Annotated in this window: 13 protein-coding genes and 1 pseudogene; 8 read left to right on the forward strand and 6 right to left on the reverse strand. The window is 51.8% G+C overall.

Features of this window, described 5'->3' with window-relative positions; all coding sequences use genetic code 11:
* Nucleotides 1-159: 159 nt before the first annotated feature.
* Together rho and trxA are read right to left on the reverse strand one after the other, a co-directional pair.
* Nucleotides 160-1,419 carry a transcription termination factor Rho gene (gene rho, locus NG99_RS22770; protein ID WP_034898141.1) on the reverse strand — a complete coding sequence of 420 codons (1,260 nt, stop codon included), beginning with the start codon at nucleotides 1,417-1,419 and terminating at the stop codon, nucleotides 160-162.
* A 389-nt stretch (nucleotides 1,420-1,808) separates the two neighbouring features.
* A complete protein-coding gene (trxA, locus tag NG99_RS22775; protein ID WP_034898144.1) occupies nucleotides 1,809-2,141 on the reverse strand; it encodes a thioredoxin TrxA in 333 nt (110 codons plus the stop codon).
* A gap of 117 nt (nucleotides 2,142-2,258) precedes the next feature.
* Here trxA and rhlB point away from each other — a divergent pair, with 117 nt between their 5' ends.
* Both rhlB and ppx read left to right on the forward strand, forming a co-directional pair.
* The gene (gene rhlB, locus NG99_RS22780) at nucleotides 2,259-3,551 is read left to right on the forward strand and encodes an ATP-dependent RNA helicase RhlB (protein WP_034898146.1); all 1,293 of its coding nucleotides are present in this window, start codon (nucleotides 2,259-2,261) and stop codon (nucleotides 3,549-3,551) included.
* 7 nt (nucleotides 3,552-3,558) lie between these two features.
* Nucleotides 3,559-5,043: an exopolyphosphatase gene (ppx, locus tag NG99_RS22785; RefSeq protein ID WP_034898148.1), complete on the forward strand. Its 1,485-nt coding sequence runs from the start codon at nucleotides 3,559-3,561 to the stop codon at nucleotides 5,041-5,043.
* Nucleotides 5,044-5,226: 183 nt separating this feature from the next.
* Here the strand turns inward: ppx and NG99_RS22790 are convergent, their stop codons facing one another.
* The gene (locus NG99_RS22790; RefSeq protein ID WP_034898150.1) at nucleotides 5,227-5,541 is read right to left on the reverse strand and encodes a hypothetical protein; all 315 of its coding nucleotides are present in this window, start codon (nucleotides 5,539-5,541) and stop codon (nucleotides 5,227-5,229) included.
* A gap of 386 nt (nucleotides 5,542-5,927) precedes the next feature.
* Between NG99_RS22790 and NG99_RS22795 the strand changes: the two genes are divergently transcribed.
* Together NG99_RS22795 and NG99_RS30515 are read left to right on the forward strand one after the other, a co-directional pair.
* Nucleotides 5,928-6,395, forward strand: a complete 468-nt coding sequence (locus NG99_RS22795; protein ID WP_034898152.1) for a GNAT family N-acetyltransferase — start codon at nucleotides 5,928-5,930, stop codon at nucleotides 6,393-6,395.
* Between the two features lie 546 nt (nucleotides 6,396-6,941).
* Nucleotides 6,942-7,061, forward strand: a pseudogene (locus NG99_RS30515) (immunity protein Tsi6 family protein); the annotation flags it as partial.
* A gap of 390 nt (nucleotides 7,062-7,451) precedes the next feature.
* Here the strand turns inward: NG99_RS30515 and NG99_RS22805 are convergent.
* On the reverse strand, nucleotides 7,452-8,402 hold the full coding sequence (locus NG99_RS22805; protein ID WP_034898154.1) for a 5-oxoprolinase subunit C family protein: 951 nt from the start codon (nucleotides 8,400-8,402) through the stop codon (nucleotides 7,452-7,454).
* Entirely contained in the window at nucleotides 8,389-9,129 is a 741-nt protein-coding gene (pxpB, locus tag NG99_RS22810) for a 5-oxoprolinase subunit PxpB (RefSeq protein WP_034898155.1), read from the reverse strand. Before pxpB ends, NG99_RS22805 begins: the two co-directional genes overlap by 14 nt.
* A 147-nt stretch (nucleotides 9,130-9,276) precedes the next feature.
* Between pxpB and NG99_RS22815 the strand changes: the two genes are divergently transcribed.
* A complete protein-coding gene (locus NG99_RS22815) occupies nucleotides 9,277-10,053 on the forward strand; it encodes a LamB/YcsF family protein (RefSeq protein ID WP_034898156.1) in 777 nt (258 codons plus the stop codon).
* Between the two features lie 8 nt (nucleotides 10,054-10,061).
* Here the strand turns inward: NG99_RS22815 and NG99_RS22820 are convergent, their stop codons facing one another.
* Complete coding sequence (locus NG99_RS22820; RefSeq protein WP_232298357.1) at nucleotides 10,062-11,081, reverse strand: hydroxyacid dehydrogenase; 1,020 nt, start codon at nucleotides 11,079-11,081, stop codon at nucleotides 10,062-10,064.
* A gap of 49 nt (nucleotides 11,082-11,130) precedes the next feature.
* On the opposite strand from NG99_RS22820, the gene NG99_RS22825 reads away from it, so the two are divergent.
* The 3 genes from NG99_RS22825 to NG99_RS22835 are packed head-to-tail and all read left to right on the forward strand — an operon-like array spanning nucleotide 11,131 to nucleotide 13,218.
* Nucleotides 11,131-11,772, forward strand: a complete 642-nt coding sequence (locus NG99_RS22825) for a DUF1989 domain-containing protein (protein ID WP_052130843.1) — start codon at nucleotides 11,131-11,133, stop codon at nucleotides 11,770-11,772.
* A complete protein-coding gene (locus NG99_RS22830; RefSeq protein ID WP_034898157.1) occupies nucleotides 11,765-12,565 on the forward strand; it encodes an amino acid ABC transporter ATP-binding protein in 801 nt (266 codons plus the stop codon). The genes NG99_RS22825 and NG99_RS22830 overlap by 8 nt, the downstream gene beginning before the upstream one ends.
* Nucleotides 12,562-13,218, forward strand: a complete 657-nt coding sequence (locus NG99_RS22835) for an amino acid ABC transporter permease (protein ID WP_034898158.1) — start codon at nucleotides 12,562-12,564, stop codon at nucleotides 13,216-13,218. Before NG99_RS22830 ends, NG99_RS22835 begins: the two co-directional genes overlap by 4 nt.
* The last annotated feature ends 3 nt before the right edge of the window (nucleotides 13,219-13,221 follow it).

A 13,221-nucleotide genomic window follows, 5' to 3' on the forward strand; every position in this document is an offset into this window, starting at 1 on the left:
AATTCTGATTTCTGTTGTGCCTGACCGGCAAAAATCGCCTTAAATTCCCTTTTTGCCCGCCGCACCTTTGATTTAATTCTCCAGTTGCTGAATATCGTATAGCCCATAAACGAAAAACGCCACGTCTGAGCGTGGCGTTCCCCGAGTTTTCTTATTTTTTTACGAGCGTTTCATCATATCGAAGAACTCATCGTTGGTTTTGGTCATCGCCAACTTGTTGATGAGGAACTCCATTGCGTCGATTTCACCCATCGGATGGATGATTTTACGCAGGATCCACATTTTTTGCAGTTCTTCAGAGCTGGTAAGCAGCTCTTCTTTACGCGTGCCTGAACGGTTGTAATCGATAGCCGGGAACACGCGCTTCTCAGCGATTTTACGCGCCAGATGCAGTTCCATGTTGCCGGTACCCTTAAACTCTTCGTAGATCACTTCGTCCATCTTGGAGCCGGTATCTACCAGCGCGGTGGCGATAATGGTCAGGCTTCCGCCCTCTTCCACGTTACGGGCAGCACCGAAGAAACGCTTTGGACGGTGCAGCGCGTTAGCGTCCACACCACCGGTCAGGACTTTACCGGAAGCCGGTACGACGGTGTTGTAGGCGCGAGCCAGACGGGTGATTGAGTCCAGAAGGATGATCACGTCTTTCTTGTGCTCGACCAGGCGCTTGGCCTTTTCGATGACCATTTCAGCAACCTGTACGTGGCGGGACGCCGGTTCATCAAAGGTCGAGGCGATCACTTCGCCTTTCACCAGACGTTGCATCTCGGTCACTTCTTCCGGACGTTCGTCAATCAGCAGCACCATCAGCACGCAGTCCGGGTGGTTGTAAGCAATGCTGGTTGCAATGTTTTGCAGCAGCATCGTCTTACCGGCTTTTGGCGGCGCGACGATCAGGCCACGCTGGCCGCGGCCAATTGGCGAAGCCAGATCCAGTACGCGCGCGGTTAAATCTTCCGTCGAGCCATTGCCTCGTTCCATGCGCAGACGTGAGTTTGCGTGCAGAGGGGTTAAGTTTTCGAACAGGATTTTGCTGCGGGCGTTTTCTGGCTTGTCGTAGTTAACTTCGTTAACTTTCAGCAGGGCGAAATAACGCTCACCTTCTTTCGGCGGGCGGATCTTGCCGGAAATGGTGTCGCCAGTGCGAAGGTTGAAGCGGCGAATTTGGCTTGGGGAAACGTAGATATCATCAGGACCGGCGAGGTAGGAGCTGTCTCCAGAACGGAGGAATCCAAATCCATCCTGCAATATCTCCAGCACGCCGTCGCCGAAAATATCTTCGCCGCTTTTAGCGTGTTGCTTCAGGATAGAGAAAATGATGTCCTGTTTGCGCATACGGGCCTGGTTTTCCAGTCCCATGTTTTCGCCGAGTGTAATCAGGTCAGAAACCGGCGTATTTTTTAATTCGGTAAGATTCATAATGGTGGGTTCTTAAACTCGGGGTAAATCTCGAAAGGTTTGTCGTAAGTGGTATGGCGAAAAATCCATGCCTGTTAATGGCACTCTTGTCAGGATCCGCTCGATGATTACGTGCAGGAAAACGCAAATCTGAGACGAGGAGACGGTAAGGACAAGAAGCCGAAAATTCTGGTGATACTAACCGTCAGATTACTAAACACCCGTAAGGAGAAGATGAATGTAACACTCAACAAGGAGTCTAGCTAAGAATCAAACTACAGGTAAGTACTTAGTGCAGTAAAACCAACTTAGCACGCCGGAAGCCAAACGTCTAGCGGCAAGCTAAAAATATGCCGGACGCCTGACGAAGAACAAAAACTGCGCTCTACGCCAGGCAGCCGGACAGGCGGTTAGCCGAGGTTCGCGTTCAGGAACTCTTTGAGCTGGCCTTTAGAAAGGGCACCGACTTTCGTCGCCGCTACTTCGCCGTTTTTGAACAGCAGCAAAGTAGGAATACCGCGGATACCATACTTAGGCGCAGTGCCTGGGTTATCGTCGATATTCAGTTTTGCGATTGTCAGCTTGCCGTCATACTCTTCCGCGACTTCGTCAAGGATCGGAGCGATCATCTTGCAAGGGCCACACCACTCAGCCCAGAAGTCGACCAGCGTCAAACCTTCTGCTTTTAATACGTCGGATTCGAAGCTGTCATCGGTCAGGTGAACAATTTTATCGCTGCTCATGTCTTACTCCAAAAGTTTATGCCTGGCTGGTTGGCGTAAAATCTGCCAACTTAGGTTGACTTTATTTCACCGGATACGCTTTCGTAAAGCAATAGTAAGCTGATATTCTACCACACTATGAGCAAAACACACTTAACTGAACAGAAGTTTTCCGACTTCGCCCTGCACCCTCAGGTGATTGAAGCCCTTGAAACTAAAGGCTTTCATAACTGCACGCCGATTCAGGCGCTGGCATTGCCTTTCACGCTTTCAGGGCGTGATGTAGCGGGACAGGCGCAAACCGGTACCGGGAAAACGATGGCGTTTCTGACGTCAACGTTCCATCATCTCCTTTCTCACCCTGCGCCAGAAGGCCGCCAGGTCAATCAGCCACGCGCGCTGATTCTGGCGCCAACCCGCGAATTAGCCGTGCAGATCCATGCCGATGCTGAGCCGCTGACGCAGGCGACCGGCCTCAAGATTGGGCTGGCTTACGGCGGTGACGGCTACGATAAGCAGCTGAAAGTGCTGGAAAGCGGCGTCGACATTTTGATCGGCACCACCGGTCGACTGATCGATTACGCTAAGCAGAATCACGTTAACCTCGGTGCAATTCAGGTGGTTGTGCTGGATGAAGCGGATCGCATGTTCGATCTCGGCTTTATTAAAGATATCCGCTGGCTGTTCCGCCGGATGCCTGCGGCAAATCAACGTTTAAATATGCTGTTCTCTGCAACCCTCTCTTTCCGCGTGCGTGAACTGGCGTTCGAAAACATGAACAACGCCGAATATGTTGAAGTGGAACCTGAGCAGAAAACCGGGCACCGCATCAAAGAAGAGCTTTTCTACCCTTCCAACGAAGAAAAAATGCGTCTTCTGCAAACCCTGCTGGAAGAAGAGTGGCCGGATCGCGCCATCATCTTCGCCAACACCAAGCATCGTTGTGAAGATATCTGGGGCCATCTGGCGGCGGACGGTCATCGGGTTGGCCTGCTGACCGGCGATGTGGCGCAGAAAAAACGCCTGCGCATTCTGGATGACTTCACCAAAGGCGATGTCGATATCCTGGTGGCGACCGACGTCGCGGCACGCGGCCTGCATATTCCTGCGGTGACGCATGTATTTAACTACGACCTGCCGGACGATCGTGAAGATTACGTTCACCGCATTGGCCGTACCGGTCGCGCTGGCGCAAATGGCCATTCCATCAGCCTGGCCTGTGAAGAGTACGCGCTGAATCTGCCGGCTATCGAAGAGTATATTGGCCACAGCATTACCGTGAGCCGCTATAACAGCGATGCGCTGATGACTGAGTTACCGCCGCCGAAGCGTTTAACCCGTCATCGCCCAGGTAATGGTCCACGTCGTGGTGGCAACAACAATCGCCGCAGCGGCGCACCACGCAACAATAACCGTAAACGTCCAGGTTAAACGACCTATGCTGAGCGCGTCGTCACTCTATGCTGCTATCGATCTGGGATCGAACAGTTTCCATATGTTGGTGGTGCGCGAGGTGGCTGGCAATATCCAGACCATAGCGCGCATCAAGCGCAAAGTGCGTCTGGCCGCCGGGCTTGATAGCAACAGCCATCTTTCTGACGAAGCGATGGAGCGCGGCTGGCAGTGTCTGCGGCTGTTCTCCGAGCAGCTACAGGATATTCCTGCTGAGCAAATCCGCGTCGTTGCCACCGCAACGCTCAGGCTGGCAGAGAATGCCGAGACCTTTCTGCAAACTGCCCAGCAAATCCTTGGCTGCCCGGTTAACGTCATCAGCGGTGAAGATGAAGCGCGCCTGATTTATCAGGGCGTGGCGCATACTACCGGCGGGTCGGATAAGCGATTAGTTGTGGATATTGGCGGCGGCAGCACGGAGTTGGTAACCGGCAGCGGTTCGCAAACGACCTCCCTTTTCAGCCTGCCGATGGGCTGCGTAACCTGGCTTGAGCGCTATTTTGGCGATCGTCATCTCGGCAAAGAAAACTTTGAGCAGGCCGAGCAGGCCGCTCATGCAATGATCCGCCCAATTGCCGCCCAACTGCGCGAGCAGGGTTGGCAAGTTTGCGTTGGCGCTTCAGGCACCGTGCAGGCGTTGCAGGAAATCATGATGGCTCAGGGCATGGACGAGCGCATTACGCTTGGCAAACTTCAGCAGTTGAAACAGCGCGCCATTCAGTGCGGCAAGCTGGAAGAGCTGGAGATTGAGGGGCTGACGCTGGAGCGGGCGCTGGTGTTCCCCAGCGGCCTGTCAATCCTGATCGCCATCTTCACCGAGCTGAACATCAACAGCATGACGCTGGCCGGCGGCGCGCTGCGCGAAGGCCTGGTGTATGGCATGTTACATCTGCCGATCGATCGCGATATTCGTAGCCGCACGCTGCAAAATATCCAGCGCCGGTTCACCATTGATGCCGATCAGGCCGAGCGCGTTCGCCATCTTGCGGAAAGTTTTGCACGCCAGGTCAACCAAAGCTGGAAACTGGATGAACGATGTCGGGATCTTCTGGACAGTGCCTGCCTGATGCATGAAATCGGTCTTAGCGTTGATTTCAAACAGGCGCCTCATCATGCCGCTTATTTGATCCGCCATCTCGACCTTCCCGGCTTTACCCCCTCCCAGAAAAAACTGCTGGCAACGCTGCTGCAAAATCAGGGTAACAGTATCGATCTGGCCGTACTTAGCCAGCAAAATGCCGTGCCGCCGCGCACGGCGGAAAGGTTATGTCGCCTGCTCCGGCTGGCTATTATCTTCGCCAGCCGCCGCCGCGATGACACATTACCGGCGGTACGCCTGCAAGCTGATGACGACGATCTCAGCCTGACGTTACCGGCAGGCTGGCTGGAGGCGCATCCGCTGAGAGCGGAGCTGCTGGAACAGGAATGCCGCTGGCAAAGCTATGTGCACTGGTCACTGACCGTTTCATAGGTAGAATTCTTTTTTAAAGCGACAGCAATCGCTGCAAATAGTAAAGCCCGGCTTAACCGGGCTTTTGAACTTTATTTTCTGGCGGTTTTAAGTCCGTTTTTTCTGCTTATTACCGCTTTACTCAAAAGCGAATGACTATAAACCAAATGCTTTGCAACGATTGATATACCCGCATTATTGCGGCTACAGCAGAGTCACGCTGCCGTTTGTACCGTAACGATTACGGAAGCTTTCTCCATATTCAGCAGCAATGTCTTTGCCCCAAAGACCACCGATCACAATACCCACAACCGGTCCGATAACGCCACCAAGAACGGCACCCACACCCTGAGCGATAATACCTAATACCGCACTACGGCTGGCGCTTCCACCAACGGTTACGCCCGTGGACAGACCATCAAAAAAACCCCAGACCGCGCCTTCGAACGCCTGAGAAAAACTGCTTACCAGGGCTCCGCCGCTCACATTTTCAACTTCGGCTACGGTTAAATCACGCATGATTAAATTCCTTATCATTTTCCATAATGAATAGCACCAATGGCTATGAAGTTTTACTTTAAAAAAACAATAATAAATCGTCCTGATGCGAAACTTACAGCCAAATTTTACCATGTGAAATAGTAAAATATTTATATTCACAGGGTCATTAGCTAACTGAAGAAAACGAATGTGACTATATTCTACTCCCGCCGTGGGGTTTGAGGGACAATCGTGTAAAAAACCACGACAAGAAGGTAATCCCTTGTATAAAATGAAATTTAATGGCCTTCACTATCCTTTCAGAATATCCTCCGACAGAGTAAACGTATAAGAGTTCCGCCTGTAAAACGGCTAAGGCTGCCAGGTTGCACATGTTAGTGGTAGCCGAACTTCAAGGAGTTTATATGAGCAAATCGCTTGACGTCGCCCTTTCGTTCCGCCGCGCAGAAGAAAACGAAGCGGAATTGGTGAGTGAGATAGTGCGCGCGGCCTATTCCAAATGGATTTCGGTCATTGGCCGTGAACCGACTCCGATGACGGCCGATTTTAAAAAGGCCGTCCGTGAACATGACATTGACCTCGCCATTGTCGCAGGGGAAGTGGTCGGCCTGATCGAAATATGGCTCCAGGTCGATCACCTTTGGATCGAAAATGTTGCGGTTCATCCCCACCGGCAGGGAATCGGAATCGGCCGTACATTGCTGGCACATGTTGAAAGTAAGGCAGTTCAAGCAGAGCTTGGGGAAATTCGCCTGCAGACGAACGAGGCGTTCAAGGCGAACATCGCATTATATGCGGCGCTCGGATATGGAATAGACAGACGTGAACCATTCAAAGGTGGAACGACCGTCTTTATGAGTAAAAAATTGTAGTGGTTACTAAAACTGTCCCCGAACAAAGATTTCTTGGATCATTTTAATGTGCGCTGCTGACCCTGACCTGTCCGCCTGGTTGGGAACTTATTAACCCCAGCGGAGATTACGTTTGGCGTAATAACCTTAAACTGGGGGCAAGAAAATACCTTTCATTACGTGCTGTGGGTACGGACCTGTATAGAAAATAGTCTTAGCTTGGGATATTTTCCGTTTTCCAGGCGGCCCCAGTGACCTGAAGACGGAGTTCCCACAACTGCACGTCAGCGACGCGGAGAAATATTACCGCCTGCTGCTTGAGCGCGCCAGCGTGCCGCTGAAGTAAACGTACTTCCCCTCTGACATCCCTCTCAACCGCGCCCCTGGCGCGCAGCATACTGGCACTTTTCCTGTCATCCGGGTGTCCAGCAGGATGCCCCCTGCGCGCAATCCGGGAAATACTTCATTCTGACGCCTGTTCATCTCTTATTCCTGCACATGACCGGTCGCATCCGGCTCCGTCAGGCCATTTTTTATCACCTTAACTTCCAATGGCCAGCGACATCTTATATCGCCTCACAGATCAGAAAAGGTCTTAAAGTACAGCTACCACACCAGGTAGATCCGAATTTCCGGAAAAAGCAGAAAGAACTGAAGACCTCATATCCCAATGATTTTGACGCCTGATTCAGATATGGGGAAAAAGGAGACTGAATTTCTAATTATGGGGAAGTCCCAAATCGGCGTTGTAAGGCGATTCCATTTCTTCATGGTGTACGACTCTTTTATTGCCAAAACCTCAGTGTAGAAAAAACCCGCTAATTCGGGCTTTTCTAAAACTGGAGCGGAAATTTCGACGGTTCCGATGTAGAACCCCTAAATATGAAACGCAGCTCTTTTACCGGTCGGCAATTCCACATCCAGACTGATGTTTACCACCCAAACGGTGCGCTGACAGGAACAACGCAGTTTGGACGGGTACTTCATGATATCGGAACAGCCTCCCGGAAAACCAGGTCGGTTCAATCATCGTATCAGGTGATATTTAATACAGCACTCTTCATACCAAACTCTCCCTCACTCCCCTGCCCGGATAGCCCACAGCCACTGCTGAAATAACGCCTGCCTGCCCCGCCAGAGATCCTCTGCCTTCCCCACAGACACCGCTTCAAAACTGAGTGTCTCTCCCGGCTTAAACTGCCCCATGCGAGCATGGTCAGCACGGATAACTGTGGCGATTTTAGGGTAGCCGCCGGTAGTCTGGCGGTCGTTCATCGCCACGATAGGCTGACCGTTACCCGGGATCTGAATACTGCCACGGGCAATGGCATCAGAAACGATATTAAACCCCTTCTCATGGGGTATCGCCATGCCGCTGAGCCGGTAACCCATGCGGTCGCACTGATCGGACAATGTCCAACTGCTGGAGGTAAAAGCACGCTTTGCCTCATCGGAGAAATAATCATCCTGCGGCCCCCAGATCATCCGGATCGGACGTCTCTCCTGCTGTGGCAGGATCCGCTGCGTCAGCTGGTTAATCACCGGAGGCTTACGGCTGCTGAGCAGTGGCAGGCTGTCACCTTTGATGAGCTGGCGTCCAGCAAAGCCACCCAGCCCGGCACGCACCAAAGTGGAAACGCTGCCCATCACCGGCTTGGCTCGGAATCCCCCCGCAACGGCCAGATAACCACGCGCCCCGCTCAGGACCCGCGGTATGGATAAAATATCACCCGGCTGCAATTTGAAGCACTGATACCCAACCTGAGGCTTGCCGTTCAGGTTGATCGCCAGATGGCCGGTCAGGGCCACGTAGACAGGAGCATCACCAGCCAGGTGCAGCGTTGGCCCGGTCAGGGTAAGCTCCAGCACGCCGGTATCAGCCGGATTATCCACCAGCGCATTAGCAATGGAGGCGCTGAACTCATCCATCGTTCCGGCAGGCGGAACCCCCTGGTCTTCAAAACCAAAACGTCCCAGATCCTGCAATGTGGTGAACAGGCCGGGAGATAACACCTCAAATCTCAGCATCTTGCCAGCTCCATTTCGGGACATAATCACCCTGCGCAGCCAGTGACTGGTACTCTTCTGAGTTGACCGGATAAAAACTCACCGCGTCCCCACTCTGTAATAACACCGCCGGTTCGCGCTCAGGCGTAAAACTTCTGAAAGGAGTCTTACCAATAAGATGCCAGCCGCTGGGTGCCTCGACTGAACCCACTGCAGTTTGCATCCCGCCGATGCTGATGCTGCCTGCCGGAACTTTCAGCCGTGGCGATTCTCTTCTCGGCGTATGCAAAGTTTCATCAAGGCCGCCCAAATAGGTGAAACCCGGCATAAAGCCGATCATATACACCCGATAAAGGCTTTTAATATGCCGCTCAATCACTTCCTGCGGCGCCAACTGGTGCAGCCCGGCCAGCGTGTCCAGATCAATTCCATATGACCCGCCATAGCAAACTGGGATACGCCAGGCGCGAAACGGCGGTGATTTACGGCGAGGCTGAGTGAGCAATTCCTGCAGATAAACAACAACTGCCTGCTGGCGTATGCGTAAAGAGTCATAATTAACCAGCAGCGAACGATAAGTCGGGACCGCTTTGTTGATCCCCGCCAGCGGCTGCTGATTAATCAGGATTGCCAGGTCAGTCACATGTTTATTGATTTGGGGATCGATATATTCCCCAAAATCGATAAGGACAGCCTGATCGGCAACCGGTACTATTTTCCAGGTAAGACTCTGCGGAATACCTTTCACCCATCAACCTGCCAGAAGTTAAAACGATTATCGGTGAAAATACATTTGGCATACCATTGGTATGGTGTCAACGGGCGCTCCTTGCCCCCAGTACGGCAGTCATAGCCTCTTTTTATGACCCCTTAATCAGTATTTTGTGGAGTGGGAATGAAATTAGATCTGAATTGCGATATGGGTGAAAGTTTTGGTGCCTGGACTATGGGCCGGGATGCTGAAATGCTGGAGATTGTCACCTCTGCCAATATCGCCTGTGGCTTTCATGCTGGCGATCCTGAGGTGATGTTCTCCACGCTGGCTGATGCTGAAAAAAACAAGGTACATGTGGGGGCTCACCCCAGCTTTTATGATATTTATGGCTTTGGCCGTCGCCCCATTCTGGGAGACAGCCCGGCACAAATTGAGCGACAGATTATTTATCAGATTGGTGCTTTGCAGGCGCTGGCCCACACTCAGGGACAGAAATTATCGCATGTGAAAACCCATGGTTCGCTGGGCAATATGGCTGCCGAAAACAGTGAGCTGGCTCTGGCCGTCGCGCAGGCAATTTATAAAGTGGATAAAGACTTAATTATGGTGGTGATGCCGGGGATGGAAACCGAACGTGCAGCATTAAAGCTTGGCCTGCCGCTGGCCCGTGAAATTTATGTTGACCGGGCCTATGCCGATAACGGCAATTTGCTGTCCCGCAAACTTCCCGGCGCGGTTTTACACGATGCTGAGCAAGCCAGTGACCGGATACTGACTATGCTGGATGCGCAGGCCATCATCACTGCCAGCGGCAAAAAAATCCAGGTGGCTATCGATACGGTATGTGTGCATGGCGACACGCCCGGCGCGGTGGAAATGGCACAGCAGCTACGGCAGCGGCTGGAAGCACAGGGCGTTATTTTTGCGCCGATGAGCGAAGTGCTCGCCCGGCGCTGAAGCTCCATTTAACGACGACGACGCTCCCATACCTGGGGATTCACTAATGATACAGGGAGCTGGCCTTCCGTTACGCGAATAATTCCTTCCGCCGTAGCTGTTGCCATATTAATCAGCGCCTGTTTCGTAGACGCAGCAGTATGCGGGGTCACAATCAGATTGGGTGCCGACAGTAGCGGATCGTCGGCTGGTAAGGGTTCATGCTGAAAGACATCCAGAGCCGCACCAGCTATTTGATTATTTTTCAGCGCAGACAGTAACGCAGTTTCATCAATTAAATCTCCCCGGCTGGTATTAATCAGAAAAGCATGTTCAGGCATCAGAGAAAGCGCCTCCGCATTTATCAGATGCCGGGTTGCTGGTGTTGCCGGAATATGCAGTGACACAGCATCACATTTCCTAAGTAAAGCAGGAAGATCTTCAACCTTAGTCAATCCGGCCTGCTCAATTTCATTAGCTGACTTGCTGCTGTGAACCAGCACGGTCATTCCCAGTGCTTTTGCAAGTGCTGCGGTAGTTTTACCTGTTGCGCCAAAACCAACAATACCCAGAGTCGTACCGAATATCTCTCTCAATCCCCCTTCATATTTAAAAGTCTGATATCTGTTTTCCCTGACAGCGCTATCGCTGGCGACCAATTTTTTATTTAAGGCAAATAGTAAGGCTATTGCATGCTCCGCAACAGAGCGCGTATTCTTTTCTGGCGTATTCAGGATCACGATCCCCTTTTGTGTGGCCGAGAGAATATCAATACCGTCTGTGCCAACACCATGCACGGCAATCACTTTAAGGTGCGGTAATTGCTCCATCATTGAGCAGCTGAAAGCCCCACTGCGAAAAATAACTGCTTCGACTTCAGAGCTTAACTCTGCTGAAGGCATCTCAGGCTGAAGTAATGGTACGAATCCATTCGCGGCTAAGATGTTGATTCCTTTCAAATGTATTATCTGTGGTATCCAGCAAAATTTTTGCACGATGAAACCCTCAAATTTGGAATACTTTTGGCATTCTCTTTGCTTTTTACTCATGTGCCAAGAAAAAATTTTTGGCGTTAACTACCTTGAGCGATGACCACAGATGATCAAAGAGCAAACATCAGAGTACGAGTTATTACTCCTTAAAGCCAGCCGTGGCATTGCACTGCAGTTATATCAGGGACAGGAAATTATTATTGAAAATAGTGCTGGAAGTCAGGTTGTGGATACCTGGGCGATTAACAGTGATAACGCCCGGGAATATTCCGCAATGGAGCATACCCGATCGCTGAACAGCAACATTTTTTTTGAACAGGGAATGCATGTATTCAGCAGCTTACGTCGCCCAATGTTTACTTTGAGCATTGATGAAACCCCTGGTCGCCACGATACTTTGCTGTGTCCCTGTTCTGAAGAACTTTATCAGCAGCTTGGCGTGAAGGAATATCATCGCAGCTGCAGTGATAATTTTCATGAAGCACTGAAAGAGGTGGGTATTGATCTGCCTTTTACGCCGGCATCGCTGAATCTTTTTATGAATGTTCCTTTCAAAACCTCCGGAGAACTGGATCGGATGCCTCCGGTATCAAAAGCCGGAGACCGGATAATGCTGACCGCCGAAATGAATATCTGGCTGATCCTCTCAGCCTGTCCGCAGGATATTACTCCAATCAACGGGGCCAGCAGAACACCGCAGGATATCGCTCTGTATATTAAAAAGGGGACCGCTGATAATCATGACTGAAATAAAACCCCTGCTGAGTATCAGAGAGCTGAATAAAAGTTACGGCGATCTGCACGTACTGAAAAATATCGCGCTGGAAGTTATGCCGGGCGAAGTTGTGGCAATCATTGGCGCCAGCGGATCGGGCAAGAGCACTTTTTTACGCTGCCTGAACGTGATGGAAATGCCGCAAAGCTGCTTTATGGACTTCGGGAACTTATCCTTTGATTTTCGCGAGGGTGCCAGAGCGCAACCCGATGCCGGACAGCTGCAGCAGCTGCGCACACAGATTGGCATGGTGTTTCAGAGTTATCACCTGTGGCCACATATGACCGTACTGGAGAACGTCATTGAAGCCCCGATGCGGGTCAAAAAGATGCCGCGCAAGGTGGCGATTACCGAAGCGGACGAGTTACTGACGCGGGTTGGCATGCTGGCTAAACGCGACAGTTACCCGGCAAAACTTTCCGGAGGTCAGCAGCAGCGCGTTGCCATCGCACGGGCGCTGGCGATGAAGCCAAAGTTGATGCTGTTTGACGAGGCAACTTCCGCGTTAGATCCCGAACTGGTGGGTGAAGTGCTGTCGCTGATCGCCACCCTTGCCGACGACGGCATGACCATGCTGCTGGTGACGCATGAAATCGCTTTCGCCCGGGAAGTTTCCAGCAGAGTGCTGTTCTTCGATCAGGGTGTGATCGCTGAAGATGGTCCGCCACAGAAAGTGCTGGCGAAACCAAAAAGCCCGCGACTGCAGCAGTTTTTACGCCGCATCCTGCATGAAGATATCACTGCCAGCCAGGAGAATGACCAATGAATCAGATTTTGCAGGATATCCAGGTTTATGGCATGGGTTTTCTCGAAGCTGCCTTCACCGTGCTGTGCATCACCGTACTGACCATTGTGTTGAGCTGGATCTTCGGGTTGCTGGCCGCGCTTGGCAAACAATCCAGCGTCAAATTTCTGCGCGCTGTTTCCCGCTTTTATATCTGGTTTATTCGCGGCACCCCAGCACTGATCCAGGTGTTCATTGTCTATTTCGGCATTCCGCAGTTTGGCATCCATTTTTCACCTTTTTTCGCCGGAGTGATTGCGCTGGCGCTGAACAGCGGCGCTTACGTCGCCGAAATCATTCGTTCCGGTTTAAACGCCATCCCAAGCAGTCAGATGGAGTCGGCCTCCGCGTTGGGGATGTCCCGCGCTGAGGTCATGAGGCGTATTATTTTACCGCAGGTGTTCCGGATTATTCTGCCGCCGCTGACCAATGAAGCGATTTCAGCGCTGAAAAATACCTCGCTGCTTTCGACTATTACGGTGATCGACATCACGCTGTATGCGCAGACCATCATTTCGGCCACCTTCCGGCCATTTGAGTTCTATATCGCAGCCTCGGTGATCTATCTGCTGCTGACCACCATTCTGACCGAGCTGGCCGCCCACCTTGAGCGCAGCCATCAAAAATACAGCTAATCC

The sequence above is a fragment of the Erwinia typographi genome, from assembly GCF_000773975.1.
Taxonomy (GTDB): domain Bacteria; phylum Pseudomonadota; class Gammaproteobacteria; order Enterobacterales; family Enterobacteriaceae; genus Erwinia; species Erwinia typographi.

Excerpts from the sequence above, each read along its gene's own strand:
- rho (WP_034898141.1), bottom strand. The coding sequence starts at position 1,419 with ATGAATCTTACCGAATTAAAAAATACGCCGGTTTCTGACCTGATTACA.
- trxA (WP_034898144.1), bottom strand. The coding sequence starts at position 2,141 with ATGAGCAGCGATAAAATTGTTCACCTGACCGATGACAGCTTCGAATCC.
- rhlB (WP_034898146.1), top strand. The coding sequence starts at position 2,259 with ATGAGCAAAACACACTTAACTGAACAGAAGTTTTCCGACTTCGCCCTG.
- ppx (WP_034898148.1), top strand. The coding sequence starts at position 3,559 with ATGCTGAGCGCGTCGTCACTCTATGCTGCTATCGATCTGGGATCGAAC.
- NG99_RS22790 (WP_034898150.1), bottom strand. The coding sequence starts at position 5,541 with ATGCGTGATTTAACCGTAGCCGAAGTTGAAAATGTGAGCGGCGGAGCC.
- NG99_RS22795 (WP_034898152.1), top strand. The coding sequence starts at position 5,928 with ATGAGCAAATCGCTTGACGTCGCCCTTTCGTTCCGCCGCGCAGAAGAA.
- NG99_RS22805 (WP_034898154.1), bottom strand. The coding sequence starts at position 8,402 with ATGCTGAGATTTGAGGTGTTATCTCCCGGCCTGTTCACCACATTGCAG.
- NG99_RS22815 (WP_034898156.1), top strand. The coding sequence starts at position 9,277 with ATGAAATTAGATCTGAATTGCGATATGGGTGAAAGTTTTGGTGCCTGG.
- NG99_RS22820 (WP_232298357.1), bottom strand. The coding sequence starts at position 11,081 with ATGAGTAAAAAGCAAAGAGAATGCCAAAAGTATTCCAAATTTGAGGGT.
- NG99_RS22825 (WP_052130843.1), top strand. The coding sequence starts at position 11,131 with ATGATCAAAGAGCAAACATCAGAGTACGAGTTATTACTCCTTAAAGCC.
- NG99_RS22830 (WP_034898157.1), top strand. The coding sequence starts at position 11,765 with ATGACTGAAATAAAACCCCTGCTGAGTATCAGAGAGCTGAATAAAAGT.
- NG99_RS22835 (WP_034898158.1), top strand. The coding sequence starts at position 12,562 with ATGAATCAGATTTTGCAGGATATCCAGGTTTATGGCATGGGTTTTCTC.